The sequence below is a fragment of the Nostoc sp. CALU 546 genome (assembly GCF_048836525.1).
The window spans coordinates 23084-46162 of the sequence record NZ_JAWJTF010000002.1; the positions used below are offsets into that span (position 1 = coordinate 23084).

Below are 23079 nucleotides of genomic sequence, written 5' to 3' on the forward strand. Positions count from 1 at the left end.
GTAAGTTGTCCTTTGTTATTCACTAATGACTAATGACTAATGACAAACTTGCCTGCGTATGCTTCAGTTTATTTGACTAAAGAGTTGTTTTACTTGCTCCCAAGCATCGGCCGCAGCTTTAGGATTATAACTGGCGCGATGGTCACAGAAAAATCCGTGATCAGCTCCATCGTAGCGAAACACGCGATGAGGAATTTTATATTTTTCTAACTCTGCCTCAATCTCGTCTACTTGTTCCGTTGGGATGCTAGCATCTTCTTTACCAAAGAAGCCATATAGAGTACCTGGAATTTCTCTGGTACGGGTGACAGTGGGAGCGCCACCTCCTGGTGTACGGGTGGTAATTCCAGCACCGTAGAAGGAGGCTGTAGCTTTAATATCTGGCAAAGTGGCTGCAAGATATGCGACATGACCACCAAAGCAGAAGCCAATACAGCCAAAGCCATCTTTTTTCACTTGGGGCAGATTTTTGAGGTAGTCAATTGCTAATTGAATATCGCTCAATAACTCTGATGCTTGAGTCTGCATGGCGTAGCTTCTGCCAGTTTCAATGTCTTCGGGTGTGTATCCGGTTTCAAAGCCGGGAGCAATCCGTTGAAAAAGCGCAGGTGCGATCGCTACATACCCAAGTTTGGCAATCCGTTCTGTAACTTCCCGAATGTGAACGTTGACACCAAAAATCTCTTGTAATACCACCACTCCTGGGTAAGAACCAGGTTCTTTTGGCTCTGCAAGATAAGCAGACACTTGAATATTATCTTGCAAAAGATTAACCGTTGTGGTAATTGTTGCTTGCTCTGTCATAATAATTTTTACCAGTGCTGTGTAATTAGCTGTGTGTTTATTTGATATAACTATGCCAGTATGCCCAGGTTATTCCCAATTAAATTATCAATTACCAATAGTGAGCGCATTAGAAATTTCTACCAGAAAAACTTTATATGTAAATAAAATATTCAATATGTAGCAAATGCATCTAGACACCAAAATAGTGCTGAGTTAAAAGTGCTGAGTAGGCAAGCAACACTTAATACTCAAACCTCAGCACGGGCAAACGCCCCGTTAACAGCACTCATCAGCACTTAGTATTCAGGAGGTTTGGTGATGATTCAATTCCGTATTCAGCCAGACAGCGAAATTCCGGCATCAACCCAGCTGTTTAATCAAATCAGGTTTGCGATCGCTTCCCGGCAATATCCCCCTGCTTACAAGTTACCAAGCACACGGGCGCTAGCAATGCAAACTGGGTTACACCGTAATACCATTAGCAAAGTTTACCGTCAACTAGAAGAAGACGGATTTGTTGAAAGTATGGCTGGTTCGGGAATTTATGTTCGTCCCCAAGGTCATGAGGGCGGTAGTAGACTGCAATCACCAATACTCAAACAAAATCCTGATGCATATCAAGTTGTCCAGAAAGCACTCGATGATTTGCTCACCCAAGGATGTTCACTCAATCAAGCCAGGGAGCTATTTTTAGCGGAAATTGACTGGCGCTTGCGTTGTAGTGCGCGGGTACTGGTTGCAGTTCCATCTTATGATATGGGTGCTGGTGAGTTGATGGTCTATGAATTAGAGCGATCGCTAAAAATCCCAGTCCAGTTGGTAGCAATGGAAGAATTAACAGCTGTGTTAGATAAAACTACCTCTGCGACAGTCGTCACAAGTCGGTATTTTATCAGTAATGTGGAAGCGATCGCAGCTCCAAAAGCTGCACGGGTAATTCCTTTGGATATCTACGACTACAGCAAGGAACTCAGCCTATTGAAAACCCTACCAAAAGAAAACTGTGTAGGCATAGTCAGCCTCAGTTCCGGGATTGCACGAGCAGCAGAAGTAATTCTCCACGGTTTGCGGGGGGATGAACTACTAGTGATGACTTCGCAACCAAAAGATGCCTATAAACTTCAGGCTATGGTTAAACGGGCTGAGGTAATCATAAGCGATCAAGCCAGTTTTGCGGCAGTGCAAGCAGCCGTGCAAGCATCTGATGAAGATATTATTCGTCCACCAAAGCTGATTAAGGTTGAAAATTATATCGGCGCTAACTCAATTAACTTACTAAAACGAGAATTGGGTTTGAGTTAATTACGACTTACACAAAATATCCCTCAAACTCTCATTTCTCTGTGGCCTCTGCGCCTCTGTGGTTTCCTATTCCGTAATAATTAATTCCACCAACATCTTTGAGAACAACTAATATAGGAGGGATAGAGTAGTGCAGATTGTGATTGTAGGCGCAGGCCCAACAGGTGCAACTCTTGCCCTGCTCCTTGCAAAACATGGTATTCCTGTAACGTTAATTGAAGCAGCAAAAGACTTTCATCGTGTTTTTCGCGGTGAAGGATTAATGCCCAGTGGGTTGGATGCATTAGAACAAATGGGTCTATCGGCATTGTTAGAGCATATTCCCCATCGACAACTCGACGCATGGGAATTCATTGTGGGGGACAAGCAATTGTTTCGAGCCGAAGAACCAATGGGGGCAAGCCGACCCTGTACACTAGTTTCACAACCACCACTACTCAAAGCACTGATTTCTGAAGCTCAAACCAAGGATGGGTTTGAATTTATCCAGGGTGTTCCTGTCAAAGATTTACGGTGGAGTAATCAACGAGTCGCAGGTGTAGTATTGAGCAATGGCAGAGAACTTACTGCTGACCTAGTGATTGGGGCAGATGGTAGAAATTCTCTTGTGCGACAACGTATAGGATTGGAATTGGTACGCCAGCCTAAAAATATTGATATTCTCTGGTTTAAGCTTGCCGCCAGCCCTGAGTTTGCAGCCGATAATGTGTTTCGTACTATTGTAAATGGCGATCGCGTATTTACCATCTTTCACGGAGCAGAATCAGGAAAACTACATCTGGCTTGGGTGATGTCAGCAACCGAAAATACTGACTCCAAACAAGCCAACTGGGCAGAGATTTTTGCCTCACTATCACCCTCATGGCTAGCAGAGCATTTCCGTAATCATGCAGACACTATCGAATCCCCCATTCGGCTCTCTGTTGTGGTGGGTTATTGTCCCCAATGGCACGCACCAGGGGTACTGCTTTTAGGTGATGCTGCACACCCAATGTCTCCCGTCCGTGCCCAAGGAATTAATCTCGCATTCCGTGATGTGATTGTCGCTGCTAATCATCTTGTGCCACTGTTGCAAAAAAAAGCTGGACACCAGGATATTGACATGGCACTATTGCACATCCAAGCAGAACGTGAGCCAGAAATTATCCGCGCCCAGCAACTCCAGTTAGCGGAAGCTGAACAAGGCGAACTACTGCGAAAAAATGCACTGCTGCGATCGCTGTTGATTCAACTTGCCCCCTTACTCCGTAAAATAATTAAAAAGTCTTGGTTAAGGCGACAATATAAGATGCGTCAAGGTATCACACAGGTACACTTAAGTGTCTAAAAAACCGCCAGTAGTTATCCCACTTGTGGTTTTGGCGTGTTAATTTGCAAAAACTCTTGTACCCGTTGCAGATAAGTTGGGGCATCTTCCAACATTGGGAAATGGGCTGTCTTAGGAATCATCACAAATTCCACTTTGTCATTTAATGCAGCTGCTTTCCGCCCCATCTCGGCTGGAATAATTTTGTCATACTCCCCTGCCACGAGTAGAGTCGGCACTGTTAGCTTGGCAAACTCTTGCGGCATCACTTCAGATTGAGCCTTACTAACGGAAGTAAAAATTGTTCCTAAAGCCGCATCGTAATCTGCTTCGAGAAAATCTTCTAAAAAAGCTTGCCGCTCAGAATATGGTATTGAACTATACAGAAATCTGGCCATAAACATCCGGTCAACAAATGGAATTTTGCCTAACCACTTGGGACGGAATTTAACTACATAGCCACCAAATTTATGAAAGGCACTAAAGGATTTTTCGTCGTATTCAAAAATGCCGCTACAAGTTAAAATTCCTCGCTCTACTCGTTGGGGGTAGCGGTTAAAAAATAAAGTGGCAACAGAAGCGCCCATCGAATGAGCATTGATATAAACACGCTGAATATGCAACTCATCTAACAAAGCTGCCAAATCATCAGCGTATTCCTCTAACTCATAGGTTAGCTCTTTAATTGCCTCTGATTCTTCCTGTGGGGAATCAGATTCAGCAACAGCTTCACTTGCTTGGGCGATAGTTGGCTTTCCACCAGAACGACCAAATCCCCGCATATCGTAGAGTAAACAATCAAATTGCTCTGATAAAGCGTTAGCGGTATTTTGCCAATATCTAGCCGAACCAGCCCAACCATGCATAAAAACCATCACTGGTTTTACCAGAGAACCGGATGGTTTTTTCACCCATTCGTAGTAATGCTCAACGCCACGAACATTAATATAAGGCATTTATCATTTGTCCTTTGTCAGTTGTCATTTGTCCTTGGTATATGGTTATTAGTCCTTAGTTTTTGACAAATAACCAATGACCAATGACTAATGACCAATGACTATTAAGCAGATTCTGGCTTCGGTAGTGAAGATGGATGTATTATTAGTTCGGCAGTCGATCGCTTCTCGACCATTTCCCTGGTAACTGTACAGCGTGTCACATCCTTACGGGATGGTAACTCGTACATTACATCCAGCATTAGTTCTTCGACAATACCACGTAATGCTCTCGCACCAGTTTTACGGCGGTAAGCTTCTTGAGCGATCGCTCGTAAAGCATCTGCTTTAAAATCTAACTGGACATTATCCATCTTCAGCAGCTTTTGGTACTGCTTCACTAGGGCGCTGCGTGGTTGAGTGAGAATCGCCATCAGCGCTTCTTCATCTAGCGGATCTACTACTGCTACCATTGGCATCCGCCCAATAAATTCTGGAATCAGGCCAAATTTTACTAAATCATCCGGTTCTAGATGACGGAGAGTGTCTGCTGCTCGTTTCTCCTTTGACTGACCTTCTCCCGGTTGCACAAAGCCGATTGCTTTTTTGCCAACTCTCTGATCTACAATCTTGTCTAAGCCCACGAAAGCACCACCACAGACGAACAAAATATTACTTGTATCAATCTGGATGCAGTCTTGATAGGGATGCTTGCGCCCTCCTTGGGGTGGTACATTAGCGATCGTTCCCTCCAACATTTTCAGCAAAGCTTGCTGCACGCCTTCGCCAGAAACATCGCGGGTAATTGACGTGTTTTCGCTCTTACGAGCAATTTTGTCAATTTCGTCAATGTAAATAATTCCCCGTTGCGCTTCCTCTATATCCAAATCTGCCACCTGCAACAGTCGCAGCAAGATATTTTCCACATCTTCTCCCACATACCCGGCTTCCGTCAGCGTTGTCGCATCGGCGACGGCAAAGGGTACATCCAAGATTTTCGCTAGGGTTTGGGCTAAGAGAGTTTTGCCGCAACCGGTCGGGCCAATTAACAAGATGTTGGACTTTTGCAGTTCTATGGCATCATCTGCCCCAGCTTTGCCACTGGCTTTAGACTGAATGACCGCCAGTCGCTTGTAGTGATTGTAAACGGCTACTGACAGCACTTTCTTCGCTTCGTCTTGACCAATAACGTGCTCGTCTAGATACTTTTTAATCTCTCTTGGTTTGGGTATTTGATTAAACGAAATACTAGCAGAGTGGGTACGCCGTTTTTGAGGTGGCTCTGCTCTTGGTGCTGGTTGTGCGGCCGCACCATTGGTATCGAGTAATTCCTCGTCTAGTATTTCATTACACAAGTCAACGCATTCATCGCAGATGTAGACTCCCGGCCCTGCGATTAATTTACGCACCTGCTCTTGAGACTTGCCACAAAATGAACATTTCAAATGGGAGTCGTACTTAGACATACCAGCCTCTTATTTCAGAATGGTGACGTTTTCCCCTGCTACGGGAAGATTTTGCCTGGAAATGACCTGATCAATCAAACCGTAGTTTTTTGCCTCTTCTGCCGACATAAAAAAGTCGCGCTCAGTATCTGCTTCAAGTCTTTCTAAGGGTTGACCAGTATGGTGAGCCATTAACTGATTCAACTTAGCCTTAACGTAAAGAATTTCTCTGGCTTGAATTTCAATGTCAATGGCTTGACCTTGAGCGCCACCAAGTGGTTGGTGAATCATAATCCGGGAGTCGGGCAGAGACATTCGCTTACCGGCAGCTCCTGCTGTCAACAAAAATGCCCCCATGCTCGCGGCTAATCCAAAGCAGATGGTAACAACATCAGGGCGAATTTGCTGTATTGTATCATAGATTGCCATCCCTGCGTACACTGAGCCGCCAGGAGAATTAACATACAGTTGGATGTCTTTTTCTGAGTCTTCGGCGTCTAGGAATAACAACTGAGCCACAATTGAGTTAGCTACGGCATCGTCTATTGGCGTTCCTAAAAAGATAATCCGCTCTCGCAGCAGGCGGGAGTAGATGTCGAAAGCCCTTTCTCCCATGCCAGATTGCTCTATTACCATCGGCACGATGTTGCTAGGGCTGCTTAACTGGGAGTTAATGTTTATTCGACTTAAGTTGCTGATTGGGGAATTTCCCGACTGCGATTCAAGCATACAAGCTTTCTTTGACGATAATTTAGGACAAATGTTTCAGCAGCGGATGCTGCCTTTTCGACGAATCGGATTTTTATAAGCTACGTGTTAACCATTATGCCTCATATAATTTCCTCTCGTTTAACACAGTATCAAGCTCAGGCAATAACAGGTGTCACTATTTGCCGAAAATTCATTAATTCTTTAATTATTCTGACTTTATCCCTGAATTATGGAGGATAGGGCATAGGGCATTGGTTATTTGTTGCCCTACTTCCTCATGTCCCTCACCTGAAGCATTTCACCAGCACTTTAACTCAGAACTGGTGAACTCATGGCTGTGGGATTTTTTATTATCCTTCTGTAACTTCTGGGGAAGCTTCGCTGTTTTCTTCCTCAGTTTGAGGTGCATCAGCATCAGCATCCAATTCTGCGTCTTCTGTTTCCTCTGCGGGACTCAAGGAACCTTCGGGTACAAGTTCAACTGAGGAGTGTTCTAAGAGCCAATCGATGATTTTTTCGGTTAGCAGTTCATTTTCCACGATTGACCGCAGTTTATCTTCATCAACGTCTTGTTCCTCTGGGTACTGTTCCAAAAGTTCTGTGACTCTGGCTGCGATTTCTTCTGGTGTTACCTCGATAGATTCGCGTTTACCGATTTCCCGCAAAGACAAGGAGCGTTTGATGCGTTCAATGGCCTCAGTGCGCGATCGCTCCCGCAATTGTGGAATAATATCTTGAGTAAACAGCTTTCTCACATCCAATCCTTGCTGAGACAGCCGGATTGCTGTTTGCGTTAGCATTGCATCCACTTCTTGCTCAATCAAGGTTGCTGGTAAGTCAACTTCTACGTGCTTGAGCAGTTCCGTTAACAAGGCTTCCTGCTTATTTGTTTTTGTTTTGTCGTCCGCCTCTTTTTGATATCGCTCTACCAAAGAAGCGCGTAATTCCTCTAAGGTTTCAAAATCGCTGATTTCCTGGGCGAAATCGTCATTTATTTCTGGTAGTTCCTTTTCCTTCAGTTCTTTGAGCGTCACTGTGAAAGTTGCCGCTTTTCCAGCTAAATCTTCATTAGCATAGGGGTCTGGGAATTGTGCTGCAATTTCTCTGGTTTCTTCAGGATTCATCCCTACTATCCCAGAAATAAAGCCTGGAATAAATTTATCTTCTTGCAACTCAACTTGAAAATCAGTTGCTTCGGCTCCGGGAATTGGTTCTAGTTCAGCTGTTTCGTCCTCACCCTCGGCTTTGGCGAATGAACCTTTAAAATCGACTACAGCAATATCACCGATTTGGGCTGCACGTCCTTCCACAGGAATCAATGTCCCTAATTCTTGACGTTCCTTATCCAGTGTGTTCTCCACTTGTTCTGGATCGAACTTGACTTCTTCAGCCTTAGCTTGCAAATCAGTGTACTGCACGAGATTCACTTCTGGTTCTACATCGACCGCGGCCAAAATTGTCAGGGGTTTTCCAGGTTCATAATTATTAATCAAATCCTCAAAAGAGGAGCGCAATTGCGGCTGACCAATTGCCGGGATAGCTTCTTGTTTAACTGCTTTCTCAATGCCGTCTTGAATTAGTTCTTCCAGCGCTGCTGCCTTGATACGATTTGTACCCAGCCGTTGTAGCAATATCGGCCGGGGTACCTTGCCTTTACGAAACCCAGGAATATTGGCAGTACTCGCTAAGTTTTTGATGACCTGTTCGTAAGTTTGCTTGGTAATTTCCGGCGTAATCTCTATTTCCAGGCCAATTTGGCTGGCGGGAAGTTTTTCCTGGGTGACTTTCATGCTTCGTCTCTAGTTTTCTGGTATTTTATACTCCGAGTACACACAAGACGCAATAAAATAATTGTTTGCGTTTATAGCTTGTTGATGTCTCTTAGGGGCAATGGGAGTTTGCCAAAAGGTCTGATCACATCCAAGGATGGATGTTTATCCTGGGGCAAAGATCCAGTTTACTGCCAATGACCAAGGACTTGACATTTTACCTTCATAACAATTTGGTTAATGGGGCTTTGGGATTAGGGAGAAGGTGGCAGGTGATAGGGGAGAGGTGATAGGGAATAAATCTGTAACCTGTACCCCTGAACCTGTAACCTATTGCCTTCTCTACTCCCTACTACCCCTAAAACTTAGGAATTAATTATTCAGTGGGCTAATCCCGTGATATCCTGGTTCTCAACGAGTGGTTAGTACCCCCAAGTTAAGGTTATAGTATCGAGTCTAGCTATTATTAAGTTGTGGTACGAGAGTGCATCTGTTACCGAACCGCATAGTTCACTTTTATGCTGCGGTAGTTTTATGCAATTCGATCATAGTATATTCATCATGTTGGTAAGCAGATTTGCAGCTAAAACGTTTATTAACTTAAAACTGGGATGCCTATTAAACGTCTAAGTGCAGATATCTCCATTTTTCTGCTAAATGGCGGTTTGTTGTATAATAGTATTATAGTTAAAAGTTGATGGAAAAATTGGAAGTCTGTTGTTGTAGAATGCAACATCACTTAACTTATAAAAAACCAATAAAACAAATGTATTAGATATATAAAGATCGACTAAATTAGAGAAAAATCTATTCAAAATGTATTTCAAGACTGCGATCGCTATTTATATATAAGAAAATTGTCAATTGTTCCAAGAAATTTCACATAAATCTCTTAAAGGAGGAAGCAAGTTTGTCGAAATCCTATAGTTTAGCTATTTTGGGAGCGACTGGTGCAGTTGGCACAGAGTTGCTGGAATTGTTAGAAAGTCGTAATTTTCCTCTTGCCAACCTGAAGTTATTGGCATCAGAGCGTAGTGTCGGGCGATCGCTGCAATTTAAAGGTGAAAATATACCAATAGAGGCAGTGAGCGATCGCGCTTTTGAAAATGTCGATATAGTACTGGCTAGTGCAGGTGGTTCCACATCCAAAACTTGGGCCGCAATTGCCGTCGAAAAGGGCGCAGTCGTAATTGACAACTCCAGCGCCTTTCGGATGAACCCGGAAGTCCCCTTAGTAGTACCAGAGGTAAATCCCCAAGCCGCTGCTAATCACCAAGGCATTATTGCTAACCCCAACTGCACAACGATTTTAATGGCAGTGGCAGTCTGGCCATTGCACAAAGTTAAACCAGTGCAACGCATCGTCGCTGCAACCTACCAATCTGCTAGTGGTGCTGGTGCTCGAGCAATGGCAGAAGTCAAAACCCAAACAAGCGCTATACTACAAGGACAGCCGCCGATTGCCGAAATATTGCCTTACCCATTGGCATTTAATTTATTCCCACACAACTCACCATTAAACGATTTGGGTTATTGTGAGGAAGAAATGAAAATGGTTAACGAAACCCGAAAAATATTTGGCACGCAGCAAATCAGAATCACTGCGACCTGTATACGGGTTCCCGTACTCCGCGCCCATTCAGAAGCCATTAATTTAGAATTTGAGACTCCCTTTAGTGCAGAGGAAGCCAGAGAAATTTTAAATTCCTCCCCTGGAGTGAAACTGGTCGAAGATTGGGAAACTAATCACTTTCCGATGCCAATTGAAGCAACAGGTCGGGATGAAGTTTTAGTGGGAAGAATTCGTCAGGATATTTCTCATCCCTGTGGCTTGGAATTATGGTTGTGCGGTGACCAAATCCGCAAAGGCGCAGCGTTAAATGCAATACAAATCGCTGAGTTGTTAGTAGAGAAAAATCTACTCAAACCATTAGCTATTAGTCATTAGTCATTGGTCATTGGTCATTGGTAAAGTGACAAATGACAATAGGACAAAGGACAAATGACAAATGACACTTGAAAGCAATTTGCAGATAGGTTATTACAATAGAGAACCACCAAGATATAAAAATATGGGTAATCAGGAGTGAAAAAAGGGTGGGAGATTTTGGCAATGTTTTAACTGCTATGATTACGCCATTTAAAGCAGATGGTAGTGTCAACTATGATGTAGCGGCAGAACTGGCGGCGCATCTAGCTAACAACGGTACAGATACATTGGTAATGTGCGGCACAACAGGAGAATCCCCAACACTAAGTTGGGATGAAGAATACCAGTTGTTTGTCGAGGTATTGCAGTCCGTGGCAGGAAAAGCCAAGGTAATCGCAGGTTGTGGATCAAATTCCACCAAAGAAGCGATCGCAGCCACCCAAAAAGCGTCTAAGATAGGAGTACATGGTTCCTTACAAGTTGTTCCCTATTACAACAAACCGCCACAGGCGGGATTGGAAGCGCACTTTAAGGCGATAGCACAAGCCTGTCCCGACCTACCATTGTTGTTATATAATGTCCCCGGTCGTACCGGACAAAACCTTCAGCCAGAAACAGTTGCCCGGTTAGCTGAGGTTAGCAATATTGTCGGGATAAAAGAATCCACTGGTAATATAGATCAGGCAAGCGTTATTCGTCGCTTGACACCAAAAGAATTCCACATCTATTCTGGTGATGATTACATGACTTTGCCCTTGTTAGCGATCGGGGCAAAGGGTGTGGTAAGTGTGGCTTCTCATCTGGTAGGAAACCAACTACAGCAGATGATCCAAGCTTTTAGTGCCGGGAAAATTGAAGTAGCCAGTGAGATTCATCTCCAACTCTTCCCGTTGTTTAAAGCTTTGTTTCTAACTTCAAATCCCATTCCAGTGAAAAAAGCACTGAAACTTCAAGGTTGGGAAGTTGGTTCAACTCGTCCGCCGCTATGTGAAGCTGATTTAGAAGTCAGTCAAAAGTTAGAAGCGGTTTTGAAAGAACTTAGTTTAATCTAGCCACCAGCTAGTTAAGCGCAAGATACATATAAACAATGATCATAATTGTTCATAAGTTGCAATTTAAAAATCTGTGCTAGGACTGATAGATATACTATGAATCCTTGAGTGTATTGTCGATTTTATTGAATAAAAAATTGAAAATTTCAATTTAAAACTTGATTGCTTTCAGACTGACTTAAGAGGCAGATTATGTTGTCTTAAATACAAGTTCGTTAACTGTCAACTTAATTAACCACAAGTAACAATCTAAGGAGAAAATGGCTAAAAACGAAGCTAATAATTCCGCCTTGAAAATTATTCCTTTGGGCGGTTTGCATGAAATTGGGAAAAATACCTGTCTTTTTGAGTATGACGATGAAATCATCCTGCTAGATGCAGGATTGGCTTTTCCCACAGAGGCGATGCATGGGGTAAATATTGTTCTACCAGATACGACCTATCTGCGGGAAAATCGCCACAAAATTAAAGGGATGATCGTTACTCATGGTCATGAAGACCATATCGGCGGGATTGCTTTTCATCTCAAGCAATTTGATATCCCGGTGATTTATGGCCCCAGACTAGCGATGGCAATGCTAGAGGGTAAATTAGAAGAAGCAGGAGTGCGCGATCGCACAGAATTAAGAAAAGTTATGCCCCGTGATGTCGTGCGGATTGGCAAAAACTTTTTAGTTGAATATATCCGTAATACTCACTCCATCGCTGATAGTTTCACTGTTGCCATTCATACTCCCCTGGGTGTAGTTATTCACACAGGCGATTTTAAAATTGACCACACCCCAGTCGATGGTGAAAAGTTCGACCTGCAACGTCTAGCAGAACATGGTGAAAAAGGCGTTCTTTGTTTACTGAGTGATTCCACTAACGCCGAGACACCAGGATTTACACCTTCGGAACGTTCAGTTTATCCCAATCTGGAGAGAGTATTTAGTCAAGCCACTGGGCGATTATTCGTCACCACCTTTGCTTCTAGCGTCCATCGCATCAACATGATTTTGGATATCGCCAAGAAGCAAAATCGTGTGGTGACGATTGTAGGGCGTTCTATGCTGAACTTGATCGCTCATGCTCGGAATCTAGGTTACATCAAATGTGAAGATAATCTACTGCAACCATTGCACGCAGTCCGCAACCTCCCTGACGAAAAAGTTTTAATTCTCACTACAGGTTCTCAGGGTGAATCGATGGCAGCAATGACCCGCATTGCCAACAAAGAACATCCTCATATTAAAATCCGCCAAGGAGATACGGTAGTATTCTCTGCTAACCCAATTCCCGGAAATACGATCGCAGTAGTCAACACCATTGATAAATTGATGATTCAAGGTGCGAAAGTGGTCTATGGACGGGATAAAGGAATTCACGTCTCCGGTCACGGCTGTCAGGAAGAACAAAAGCTGATGATTGCCTTAACTCGACCCAAATTCTTTGTGCCATTTCACGGCGAACACCGGATGCTAGTGAAGCACGCAGAAACGGCTCAGAGTATGGGCATTCCCGCAGAAAACATGATCATTATTCAGAATGGTGATATTGTCGAACTGACTGAAGATGCGATTCGCGTTGGTGGTAAAGTGCCATCTGGTATTGAATTAGTGGATACTACTAGTTCGGGTATGGTAAGCGCCAAAGTGCTGCAAGAACGGCAACGCATGGCTTCAGAAGGGATTATTACGATCGCAGCTGCCATTGATTGGAATGGTAAACTGTTGGCAAAACCAGAAATTCACCTCCGGGGTGTAGTAACTAGTGTAGAGCGATCGCTGCTACAAACCTGGGTAAAACAACGCATTGAAGAAATCCTCACTGTGCGCTGGACAGAATTTGCTCCTGAGCAAGGTGAAACAGCAGATATAGACTGGGGCGGATTGCAAGGAACTTTAGAACGAGAATTGCAACGTTCCATCCGTCGAGAATTGCAATGTCAGCCATCTGTGACTTTGTTGATGCAAATTCCTGATGAGCCACCTGTGAAAGTTGCCGATGGCAGAAGACGGCGGACTCGGACTGCTGCTCAGGTAGCATCGTAGGGAATTTAAAGTAGAATTTCACGCAAAGGCGCAAAGACGTAGAGTTTTTCTAACGTCTTTGCGCTTTGTTGTGAGATTGAGATAGGACTTATGCACACTCTATAAATTCTCGGCGATGTTCTCTAACGCGAATAATGCAGTTAATATCAATCATCATTGCTCATTCAAACATTAAGTATTTATAAGTTCTATGATTGGTTGCATTTTAGCAGCTAGTCATGATAAATTTAACGCTAATAAATCTCAATTAAATATCTTAATATCTCTCAACTAATGCCACCGAAACGTTGCTAAATTGACTGCTAGCAGTTTTATAAGAATTTGAGCCATCTCCAGTCCTCTGCTATTTGTTGAGGTTTCCACGCTTTAATTTGCTAGCCATAGCCTAAATCAAGTCTAATAATCTCCATTTTCAATACTTCGATAGATGCTTAACTGCACTTTTAATTATGCAGTTAGGCACATTTTAGAGCAGGGTAATGTTAAGCTACATCTCAATTTATTGAGAAAAATTATTAACTTTTACTGACATTACCCCACAAAAAAGCAAGCGCTAACTTGTCTAGATTCAAACATTAATTAATCTCATCTTCTAGTATGCAAACCGATCTGATTTTATTCAACAGTGTTCTGTTGAGCAGTATTTTCGTGTCCACTGCTGCTGCTGCGCCTGCACAACCTACACCGGAAAGTGAAATTCCCTACATTAGTGAAATACAATTACCGCAAACTAGCGCTCAGTTTTTATTCCAAAATACAAACGCCTCTTCAACATCGGTAGCACAAACGCCGACATCTCCAGCAGAAGAAAGTGAAGAACCTGATATTGAACTGGATGTGATCGGTACTCCACTGGTGAACTTTATCGAAGAACGTCAAAATTCACCGACAGGCGTAATTATCCTTGACCAAAAAGAAATTCAACGGTTTAATTACAGAACGATTGGCGAAGTGTTGCGTCGTCAGCCAGGTGTGGTCTTAGGAGGGCCGCCGGGAGAAGATAAAGACGTGCGACTTTTGGGTTTACCGAAAGAATATTCGCTTGGGTGAGAAACATACCCTCACGGCGGGAGTGCGAATGGAAGCATTTGACAATAAAGCTACCGCCGCTGATAACAGCGCCATTGGCCAGTCAGGTACTATATTTAACCCTTCGTTAAACTACAAATACCAAGTTTTTCCGACAACTGTTTTTCGCTTAAGTACAGCGCGGACTATTCGCCGTCCCAAATTCGATGACCTCATCCCCTTCCGCGAATCAAAAAATGGCACATTACTCCAACCTGATGTGATTGGAAATCCGAATTTAAAACCGGAAACTTCTCTTGGTGTAGAGGCGGGAATTGAACAATCCTGGGGAAATAATACCGGGGCGTTTGGCTTAAATACTTTCTATCGTTGGGTAGATGAAAAAATCGAGAATGATACAAACTTCAATTCGACGAACAATCGCTATGAACAATCATTCCGAAATGTGGGAGATGGAAAAATTTATGGGTTGCGGATAGATTTACAAACGCGCACACCTTTTTTGGGTTTACCAAACTTGACCTTATTTGGTAATGTTTCTTTACTTGGTTCAGAAGTGGAAGACCAAATAAGTAGAGAAATTCGCCGCTTTAAAGAACAACCAGCATACGTAGCCAATCTGGGTTTTGACTATGTTATTCCAGAGTGGGGGATGAATTTTGGTTTAAGCTACAACATTCTACCTGGCTTTGAAAACCGTGAACTCAAGGATGGCAAAAACGAAGTTACTAACCAAGCCGGAGAAAATGCTCTAGATGCTTACGTAGCTTTCCGGTTAACAAATAATGTCCAGTTGAGTTTATTTGGTAAGAACCTACTGGCGGCTGAAAGAAGTAAATCCCGTAGTATTTTTGATACTTCTGGTGTGTTTGAAAGTTCTCGTATCGAGCAGGAAACAGCAGAAAGACTGTATGGTATTAGTATGTCATGGCAATTTTAATTTTAAGTTTTGATTTTTGTTCGAGTAATTTACAATCTCAGTAAAGCCTCAGTTCAAAAATGATGCTATGAATAACCCAAATCATCGAATTAGTAGAGAACTAGCCCCAGAAATTTTTCAGCTTGCGTCTGAATTATACGCTCAAAAACAGCAGGAATATTCTCTCCAAGAATTAATAATCATCGGAGAAGAAGCAAAGATTCCGGCTGAATTTATTCAGCAAGCGACGGAGTTAATTCTACTGAAGCAGAAAAATCAAGAAATTCAAGGTCACAAAAAACAAAACCGATTTAAACTAGCCTTACTCGGAGTGCTAGCAACAGGAGGAACTTTAATAATAGGTGGATTGACATATAAGCAACTATCTACTGTTAATAGCATTCCTCAATCTCCAGTAGGAATTTTACCTGGCAAAAATGAAAAAAATCACGCTGGAAATGTTGAGCGTTATCTGCTAAATAAAGATGGTTTAGTTGATGGACTTTTACTTAGTGATGGTAAACAGGTAAAGTTTCCACCCCATCTCAGTGAACAGATAGTAGCTGCTATAAAACCAAAAGATTCTGTAGAAGTTATTGGTAAATTGGGGACTCTTAGTGTTTATGGACAAGAAATAGAAGCTCGTACTGTTACCAACACTCAAACTAAAGCAATTGTTGCCAAACAACCGAAACCTAAAGGTCGGAAAAAACCAGAACCGACTGATTTAGTTACTCGCAACATTGAAGATTCCGTTCAACATTGGCTAGTGAATGATAAAGGAGAAATTAAAGGCGCAATTTTAACATCTGGAACTCAAGTCCAATTTGCTAAACCTTTGGGTAAAAGCTTAAATAAAGTGGCAAAAATAGGTAGACAAATCAAAGCTGATGGAGTCGGTAAGCAAACTCCTCATGGTGATATTGTAGAAGTAATATCACTGCAAATTGATGGTAATGTCTTGCCGAATGCCAATTATTGAAGAAGAATTCAGAATTCAGGAGTCAGAATTCTGTTCGATAAAGGAATTACTCGGAAAATTGGTAACGGGTAATCCGTTTGACTGTTGTTAAATCTAATCCCAATTCCTGAGTAATTCCTGCTTCAATAGCAGCAATATCTGTGGTAGGTAATTCGAGTTCTAAAGTTTTGATGGCTGAGTCTGCTGTCCTAATAGTTACTTTCGTAAATCCTACCTACTCCTTAATCTCTGCTTTAATAGCTAATACGGTGACAGATAACTGAACCTTTATTTGATTATTTGCTTCTAAATAGGATTGAGTATTGTATTTATAACTTAACATTTGGTTAGCGACGCTCTTTCCCCCAAACCAAATGCTCATTCCAATTAGGGGTAATGGTAGCCAAAATTCTAACCCCAAAGTAAAAATTGAGCGCCAGATGGTTAAAAGGGGGTTGCGATCGCGCATAAGAATCAAGAACGACAATTTTAATGAGAATAACTAGCATTATTGTAAGATAATATTCTCATCTTTCTGTGTAAATTGTTGACGATCTCTATGAAAATATTGGTAGTCGAAGACGATCCAGAACTTTTAGAACCTTTAAATACAGCCCTGTCGAGAGCTGGACATATTGTAGATGGGGTTGGTAACTGTGAACTAGCCACCTGCTTAATAGGTGAACAAGATTATGATTTGCTGATACTCGATTGGATGCTACCTACAGGAAGTGGTATTTATCTATGTCAACAATACCGACATACAGGGAAAACATCGCCTGTATTGATGCTCACCGCCAAAGACAGTATCTCCGATAAGGTTAAGGGACTAGATGCCGGAGCAGATGACTATATTGTTAAACCTGTAGATATGCTGGAGTTACTAGCACGAGTGAGAGCTTTGGGAAGGCGATCGCCTGTTTGGCAAGACCAAATCTTAAAATTTACCGACTTACAACTGAATTTAGATACCCACACCGCACAACGACAACAGCAACAAGTCCAACTCTCTGTTCGTGAATGTCAATTACTAGAATACTTCTTGCGCCATCCCTCTCAAATTTTAAGCCGTGACCAATTAGAGCAAGCATTATGGACATGGGATGCAGAACCAGGAACTAATGCAATTACAGTCCAGATTCAACGATTACGACAGCGTTTACAACAGATAGGTGCTGACCAGTGGATTGAAACAGTATATGGTTTGGGATATCGTTTAAGCGTACCTAACTCACATTAAATAATTCGTAATTCGTAATGACGCTCCTGCGTCGCTAACGCTGCGCTAACGTAATTCGTAATTATGTTTATGACTAATACTACCTCATGCGTCGAGATTCAATCTTTTACAAACTTTTTCAACAATATCCTACTCTGTTATTTCAAGTACTAGCAACACCCCCAAGCAATGCAGATGCTTATCGGTTTGATTCGGTAGCTGTCAAAGAACCTAAATTTGAAATTGATGGGGTGTTTCTTCCGCCAGAAAACGCAGGGAAAGGAGTTGTATATTTCTGCGAGGTACAGTTCCAAAAAGATGAACAGCTTTACGAAAGAGCATTTGCGGAATCTTCACTATATTTCTACCGTAACCGTGGTAGGTTTAGCGACTGGCAAACAGTAATAATTTATCCATCCCGTAGTATAGAACAAATTGATATTCATCCTCATCGCTCATTACTTAATGGTGAACAAGTCCATCGAGTATATTTGGATGAATTGGGGGATGTTCGTCAATTACCTATATGGGTAGCATTGATGGTACTTACTACTGTAGAGGAAAGCCAAGCACCAGAAGAAGCTAGGTATTTATTAACCAGAACTCGTGAAGAAGTAACTGAACAATCGAGTCGCGCCATAATAGAAATGATTACCACAATTATGGTGTACAGGTTTGAACAATTAAGCAGAACAGAGGTTGAGTCTATGTTGGGAATAACACTCAAGGAAACGAGAGTTTATCGAGAAATCAAGGAAGAAGGACGTGAGGAAGGGCGTGAAGAAGCAACAGTTAATCTAGTTATCCGACTGCTAACTAAGCGCTTTGGAGAAATATCTGGGGAAATACGCTCCTCTATTGCTAGTTTACCTTTGCCTGTTCTGGAAGATTTGAGCGAAGCATTGTTAGATTTTACCAGTTTGGCTGATTTACAGGCTTGGTTAGAAGGGCGTTGAGGTGAAGTAGGCGGACAAAAATCCCAATTCTCTTGTTATTTTTCTGTTATGTTTTTCTGTCAAACTCTTCGTATTCACGATACTGAGCCAAAAGACCTTATGTTACGGAGAGTTTTTCTAGCTAATACTGTAACTGCGATCGCCTCTACACTCCTTTTACCAGCAGCAGCTTTGGCGAAACCGTCAGAGGATAAAGCTAAAAAGGAAAAAGACCGCAAGCATAAGTCCCAAAAGTCCAAGGATCATCCAAGTGAAAAAGGTGCGACCGAAAGCGAGACTAAACCAGTAGCAGATTCCGAAACTACTGAAGAAGAAAAGATTGCTGCTAAGGCTGAAGAAGTAAAAAAACATAAGTCAAAAAAATCAAAGCATCGTCCAGATCAGGAAAAATCTGTTAAAGGTAAAGAATCTACGACTATTGAAACCGTAGAACCATCACTTACCGGAACTATTTAACTTCCTATGAATTGGAGTGCTGCATTACCAACTTTTTTTATCACCCTCAGAGAAGGTGTAGAGGCTGCTTTAGTTGTCGGGATTGTCTTCGCTTGTTTACAACAAGCTGAACAACAAAAACTGCATCGTTGGGTATATTTAGGAATTTTTAGTGCCACTATAGCTAGTTTTGTAGTTGGTTTATTACTAAATTTAAGTATCCAAGGATTGCAGACATCTGATCTACTTTATGCGCCTGTCTTCAAGCAATTATTTGAGGTGGGACTGGGTGTAATTGCGATCGCAATGCTGAGTTGGATGCTGATTTGGATGACTAAACAAGCACGATTTCTCAAAGCTGAGATTGAGGGTTCTGTCAAAAGTGCGTTAGGACAAGATAAGCAATCAGCTTGGGCGATTTTCAGCCTAATTTTTATCGCCGTATTTCGAGAAGGCTTAGAGACGGCTTTGTTTATCGTCGCTAAGTTTCAAGAAGGTTGGACACCAGTACTTGGCGCGATCGCCGGATTAAGTGTCGCAGTTGTGATTGGTATGCTGCTATTCAAATGGAGCATCCGCATTAATTTGAGTCAATTTTTCCAAATAATGGGCGTATTTCTGCTGCTAATTGTCTCTGGATTGGTGATTTCTGCTTTGCGACACTTAGATGCAGCTGCGATCGCCTGGAGTCAAATCAACTCCTCAGTTGCAGATATTTGTGGGCTAAGTAATACCTCTTGTATTTTGGGGCCCCAGGTTTGGGATCTCTCAGCGATTTTACCTGATCGGCAGTTTCCCGGCATTTTGCTAAAAACTATATTTGGCTACACCCAAAAGCTGTATCTACTTCAGGCTTTTGGATATTTGCTCTTTTGGGCGATCGTCGGTAGCCTCTACTTCCGCAGTCTTAGCCAACCTCAGCAATTAAAACCAGTAACCAAACTCAATTAACCTCAGTTTTTCAAAATTATCAATTTAGTAGTCTGTCTCATTAGTTATGAGGGGTAAATAAGTTCGTAGTAAGGACTTTAGTCCTGGATTTTTAAGCACTAAAGTCCTGACTACAAACCCTCAAAACTATCTTAAACATTGTACTAGAGAGATTTAGAGGTTTTATCGAAACAGACAGAATAAAGGCATTCTCAGCCAAAAAGAAGGGGCAAGCGCTAACTTGCCCTGTCATTAATTAATCTCATCTTATAGTATGCAAATCAATCTGATTTTATTCAACAGTGTTCTGTTGACTTGCTTGATTGCCCCTGTAGCAAATGTTTCACCGCAAAAGCAGATGAGATTGCAGCGATCATGAAAAAACTGCTGAAAAATAATCCAGTTCCTTCTCTGTTATTGGATATGATGCGGATTTTGCTTACCTATCCCCAATGGTTAGCAGCTGCAATTCTCTCTACCATAGTTGTTTCAGCTTTAGAACCAAGTATTGCTTGGATGGGGAAGAAAGTAGTAGACGATCTCAAAAAAGGTAGCGTTGATCTGAATGCATCTCTACCAAACTATATTTTAGTTTTTGGCGGTTTATTGCTTGGTTTAGGCTTGATTAAATTCGGTGATAAACTCATCGATACAGCGCTTCCGGCTATTATGCAATACAATTTTCTTCTTACCTCTCTCCTATCATAGCTTTCAGCTTTGAGGCTGTACCTCATAGCCGCCGGAAGTGCTGTAAAATATACGAAGCGCGGTTGATTATTTGTCTACAGAGAACCTTTCCCATATTCTCTATCACTGTAATCGCGCTAAACCTGGATTAGATATTATCCACAAAGACTCATGGAAAATTGTTTCTCAAACAATTTCTGTAATTATTTGGCAACTTACCTTAGCACCAGCATGGCTACCAGCTTTGTTAATTGCTGTCATTCCACCCATTTTAATTGGCTTTATTTTTGGTCGATTTATTCAAAAATATAGTCTATTGAAAAACCTATCTCTACTCTCCAAAGCAATAAAAATTCATTAACTATAGACCAATTTCTACAAACAGCCATAGAAACTGTACCAGAGGGACAACCAACAATTTTATATCTACCTAAAGATGAAAATTCTCCAGTGCGGGTACGTTTTAAGTTGCCACATGAAATTACTTCAGAAGGTAAAAGCTTTGTATTTTTTGATCAATACAGTGGTGAAGTATTGCAGGTAGAAAACTTCTTCCAGACACCAGCTATAGAACAACTAAAAACTTGGGCAGATGTTTTACATACTGGCAGTTATGGAGGATTAGGAATGATGGGATTTTACATAGCGATGGGCATTGTTTCGGCGACGCTATCGTTGACGGGGTTTGTGATTTGGTGGGGGCGTAACTATGCGAATAAACCAAAACGCAAAGCAGTTTAAATATTAGATTATATAAATTATGCTAGGAGTGTAACTAACTGTGCAAGCGAACTTTATTCGCCAGATTGCCCAAAATAATCCCTCAGATTTTCAATTGAAACTTTCTGCTTTCACTCTATATAAGCGTTTTTATGGATATATCTGGCAGCACAAATTACCACTTTTAGCAGGTTCTAGCACTATATTTTTTCTCTCTTTATTGCAGGTAATTATTCCGCAAATTACCCGCTATGTTATTGATGTCATAATTCCAGAGAAAAAATTTGACTTGATCCCTTGGATAGGGTTGAGTATTGCCATTATTGCCCTGCTAATTGGGGTGTTAAATTTTGCTCGCAGTTATATGATGTCTTTAGTAGGTCAAAAAACGATTTTTGACATCAGAAATGAACTATATCAACATCTGCAAAAACTTTCCTTGAGCTTTTTTGAAAATCAGCGAACAGGAACGTTGATGACACGAGTAATGCGAGATGTCGATGCTTTAGAAAAGTTAGTTACCACAGAAGTTGCAGAAATTGTTGCTGAGATATTCACATTTGTTGTGATTGTCACTTATCTAATTTATGCAGATTGGCAACTCACGCTGTTAATTCTAATAACTTTACCCGTGATGATCTTCCTTACCCAGTTTTTTGGTTCAAGGATGCGGGGAGCTTACCGAGAGGTACAGCAGCAAAGTGCAGAAACTAATAATCACCTCCAGGACACTTTATCTAATATTAAATTAATCAAAGCTTGCGCGAATGAAGGTTATGAAATAGATCGCTTCTCTGAACACAATCGTCAGAATATGGAGGCAAATATTCGCGCTGTCCAACTTTGGTCTGGCTTTTCACCAATAGTTGATTTTATGAATCATCTCGGTTACATCACTGTTCTCGCCTATGGTTCTTGGGAAGTGATGGAGAGTCGAATGACTGTAGGTGATTTGACAGCTTTTTTGGCTTATTTGAACCACGTTAATCAACCGGCAAAACGCTTTAGTAAGGTGATGCACGTCATCCAAAAGGGCGCAACTTCATTGGAACGCATCTTTGAAATACTAGATACCCAACCGGAAGTTAAAGAAAAATCAGATGCGATCGCACTTCCCCCAATTGAAGGTAACATTCGCTGGGAAGGAGTTGAGTTTGCTTATACTTCTAGTCAACCTGTCATTCATAACTTCACCTTAAATATGCAACCAGGAATGACAGTTGCACTTGTCGGTTCTTCAGGCGCAGGGAAAAGTACACTGGCGAATTTAGCTGCACGTTTCTATGATCCCCAAAAAGGACAGATTTTGGTTGATGGACACGATATCCGCGATGTCACTCTACAGTCATTACGCAGTCAAATGGGTATTGTTTCTCAAGAAACCCTGTTACTACATGGGACTGTGCGAGAAAATATTGCTTACAGTAAGCCTGGTGTAAATCATGCAGAAATTGAAACTGCGGCTAAAGTTGCTCACGCCCATGAATTTATCATGAGCCTTCCCCAAAGTTATGATACCGTGATCGGAGAACGCGGCATGAAGCTATCGGGAGGACAAAGACAAAGACTTGCGATCGCTAGAGCTTTGATGAAAAATCCCCCAATCCTCATCCTTGATGAAGCAACTTCCGCTCTAGATACGGAGTCAGAACACCTCATTCAACAAGCACTCCAGCAATTACTAAAAAATCGTACCTGTCTAGTTATTGCCCATCGGCTCTCAACTATCCAGAATGCTGATTTAATCGTAGTGTTAGAAAACGGTTACATCATAGAAACAGGGACTCACAGCGAATTACTTACTAAAGGTGGCAGATATGCTTATCTACACGCCATGCAATTTCCCCAAAAGTTACAACTTTTAAATGGAACTCCTGCCTGAACATATAGGGGTTCTCGAATGAAAGCAATATACTTTGGCCTCTCTCCTAAAAGGGTGTATACACAAGTCTAA

At 41.9% G+C, this 23079-nt stretch carries 22 protein-coding genes; 16 read left to right on the top strand and 6 right to left on the bottom strand.

The annotated features are described in order from the left end of the window. Positions 1-63: 63 nt before the first annotated feature. The gene (locus tag RRG12_RS01195; RefSeq protein ID WP_420758055.1) at positions 64-804 is read right to left on the bottom strand and encodes a dienelactone hydrolase family protein; all 741 of its coding nucleotides are present in this window, start codon (positions 802-804) and stop codon (positions 64-66) included. A 300-nt stretch (positions 805-1104) separates the two neighbouring features. On the opposite strand from RRG12_RS01195, the gene RRG12_RS01200 reads away from it, so the two are divergent. Continuing rightward, positions 1105-2088 (top strand): GntR family transcriptional regulator, encoded by a 984-nt coding sequence (locus tag RRG12_RS01200; RefSeq protein WP_069071408.1) that lies wholly within the window; start codon positions 1105-1107, stop codon positions 2086-2088. 130 nt (positions 2089-2218) lie between these two features. After that, positions 2219-3415: an FAD-dependent monooxygenase gene (locus RRG12_RS01205; protein ID WP_420758056.1), complete on the top strand. Its 1197-nt coding sequence runs from the start codon at positions 2219-2221 to the stop codon at positions 3413-3415. 14 nt (positions 3416-3429) lie between these two features. Here the strand turns inward: RRG12_RS01205 and RRG12_RS01210 are convergent, their stop codons facing one another. The 4 genes from RRG12_RS01210 to tig all read right to left on the bottom strand — a co-directional run bounded on the left by RRG12_RS01210 (position 3430) and on the right by tig (position 8275). Beyond that, on the bottom strand, positions 3430-4350 hold the full coding sequence (locus tag RRG12_RS01210; RefSeq protein ID WP_420758057.1) for an alpha/beta fold hydrolase: 921 nt from the start codon (positions 4348-4350) through the stop codon (positions 3430-3432). 104 nt (positions 4351-4454) lie between these two features. Beyond that, positions 4455-5795: an ATP-dependent protease ATP-binding subunit ClpX gene (gene clpX, locus RRG12_RS01215; RefSeq protein WP_069071411.1), complete on the bottom strand. Its 1341-nt coding sequence runs from the start codon at positions 5793-5795 to the stop codon at positions 4455-4457. A gap of 9 nt (positions 5796-5804) precedes the next feature. Further along, complete coding sequence (gene clpP, locus RRG12_RS01220; protein WP_069071412.1) at positions 5805-6503, bottom strand: ATP-dependent Clp endopeptidase proteolytic subunit ClpP; 699 nt, start codon at positions 6501-6503, stop codon at positions 5805-5807. A 332-nt stretch (positions 6504-6835) separates the two neighbouring features. Then, complete coding sequence (tig, locus tag RRG12_RS01225) at positions 6836-8275, bottom strand: trigger factor (RefSeq protein WP_420758058.1); 1440 nt, start codon at positions 8273-8275, stop codon at positions 6836-6838. Between the two features lie 889 nt (positions 8276-9164). On the opposite strand from tig, the gene RRG12_RS01230 reads away from it, so the two are divergent. The 6 genes from RRG12_RS01230 (at position 9165) to RRG12_RS01255 (ending at position 16199) form a co-directional block, all read left to right on the top strand. Then, positions 9165-10202: an aspartate-semialdehyde dehydrogenase gene (locus tag RRG12_RS01230; protein ID WP_420758059.1), complete on the top strand. Its 1038-nt coding sequence runs from the start codon at positions 9165-9167 to the stop codon at positions 10200-10202. A 149-nt stretch (positions 10203-10351) separates the two neighbouring features. After that, positions 10352-11236, top strand: coding sequence for a 4-hydroxy-tetrahydrodipicolinate synthase (gene dapA, locus RRG12_RS01235; protein WP_069071414.1), 885 nt, complete (start codon positions 10352-10354; stop codon positions 11234-11236). A 260-nt stretch (positions 11237-11496) separates the two neighbouring features. Then, positions 11497-13269: a ribonuclease J gene (locus RRG12_RS01240; protein WP_420758060.1), complete on the top strand. Its 1773-nt coding sequence runs from the start codon at positions 11497-11499 to the stop codon at positions 13267-13269. A 597-nt stretch (positions 13270-13866) separates the two neighbouring features. Beyond that, complete coding sequence (locus tag RRG12_RS01245; protein WP_420758061.1) at positions 13867-14319, top strand: TonB-dependent receptor plug domain-containing protein; 453 nt, start codon at positions 13867-13869, stop codon at positions 14317-14319. A gap of 28 nt (positions 14320-14347) precedes the next feature. Next, positions 14348-15238 (top strand): TonB-dependent receptor plug domain-containing protein, encoded by an 891-nt coding sequence (locus tag RRG12_RS01250; protein WP_420758062.1) that lies wholly within the window; start codon positions 14348-14350, stop codon positions 15236-15238. Between the two features lie 67 nt (positions 15239-15305). Next, positions 15306-16199, top strand: a complete 894-nt coding sequence (locus tag RRG12_RS01255; protein WP_420758063.1) for a hypothetical protein — start codon at positions 15306-15308, stop codon at positions 16197-16199. A gap of 326 nt (positions 16200-16525) precedes the next feature. On the opposite strand, the gene RRG12_RS01260 is transcribed toward RRG12_RS01255, so the two are convergent. After that, positions 16526-16687: a hypothetical protein gene (locus tag RRG12_RS01260; RefSeq protein ID WP_420758064.1), complete on the bottom strand. Its 162-nt coding sequence runs from the start codon at positions 16685-16687 to the stop codon at positions 16526-16528. 50 nt (positions 16688-16737) lie between these two features. On the opposite strand from RRG12_RS01260, the gene rppA reads away from it, so the two are divergent. From rppA to RRG12_RS01300, 8 genes are all read left to right on the top strand, one after another. Then, the gene (gene rppA / locus RRG12_RS01265; RefSeq protein ID WP_069071419.1) at positions 16738-17418 is read left to right on the top strand and encodes a two-component system response regulator RppA; all 681 of its coding nucleotides are present in this window, start codon (positions 16738-16740) and stop codon (positions 17416-17418) included. 86 nt (positions 17419-17504) lie between these two features. Beyond that, positions 17505-18353, top strand: coding sequence for an Rpn family recombination-promoting nuclease/putative transposase (locus tag RRG12_RS01270; RefSeq protein WP_069071420.1), 849 nt, complete (start codon positions 17505-17507; stop codon positions 18351-18353). A 99-nt stretch (positions 18354-18452) separates the two neighbouring features. Continuing rightward, a complete protein-coding gene (locus RRG12_RS01275; protein WP_069071421.1) occupies positions 18453-18809 on the top strand; it encodes a hypothetical protein in 357 nt (118 codons plus the stop codon). Between the two features lie 6 nt (positions 18810-18815). After that, on the top strand, positions 18816-19739 hold the full coding sequence (locus RRG12_RS01280) for an FTR1 family iron permease (RefSeq protein ID WP_069071422.1): 924 nt from the start codon (positions 18816-18818) through the stop codon (positions 19737-19739). Positions 19740-20093: 354 nt separating this feature from the next. Further along, positions 20094-20426: a hypothetical protein gene (locus RRG12_RS01285; protein WP_069071423.1), complete on the top strand. Its 333-nt coding sequence runs from the start codon at positions 20094-20096 to the stop codon at positions 20424-20426. A gap of 70 nt (positions 20427-20496) precedes the next feature. Further along, the gene (locus RRG12_RS01290; RefSeq protein WP_069071424.1) at positions 20497-20766 is read left to right on the top strand and encodes a hypothetical protein; all 270 of its coding nucleotides are present in this window, start codon (positions 20497-20499) and stop codon (positions 20764-20766) included. An 89-nt stretch (positions 20767-20855) separates the two neighbouring features. Beyond that, the gene (locus RRG12_RS01295) at positions 20856-21146 is read left to right on the top strand and encodes a PepSY domain-containing protein (protein ID WP_420758065.1); all 291 of its coding nucleotides are present in this window, start codon (positions 20856-20858) and stop codon (positions 21144-21146) included. 40 nt (positions 21147-21186) lie between these two features. Further along, positions 21187-23007 (top strand): ABC transporter ATP-binding protein, encoded by a 1821-nt coding sequence (locus tag RRG12_RS01300; protein WP_420758066.1) that lies wholly within the window; start codon positions 21187-21189, stop codon positions 23005-23007. The last annotated feature ends 72 nt before the right edge of the window (positions 23008-23079 follow it).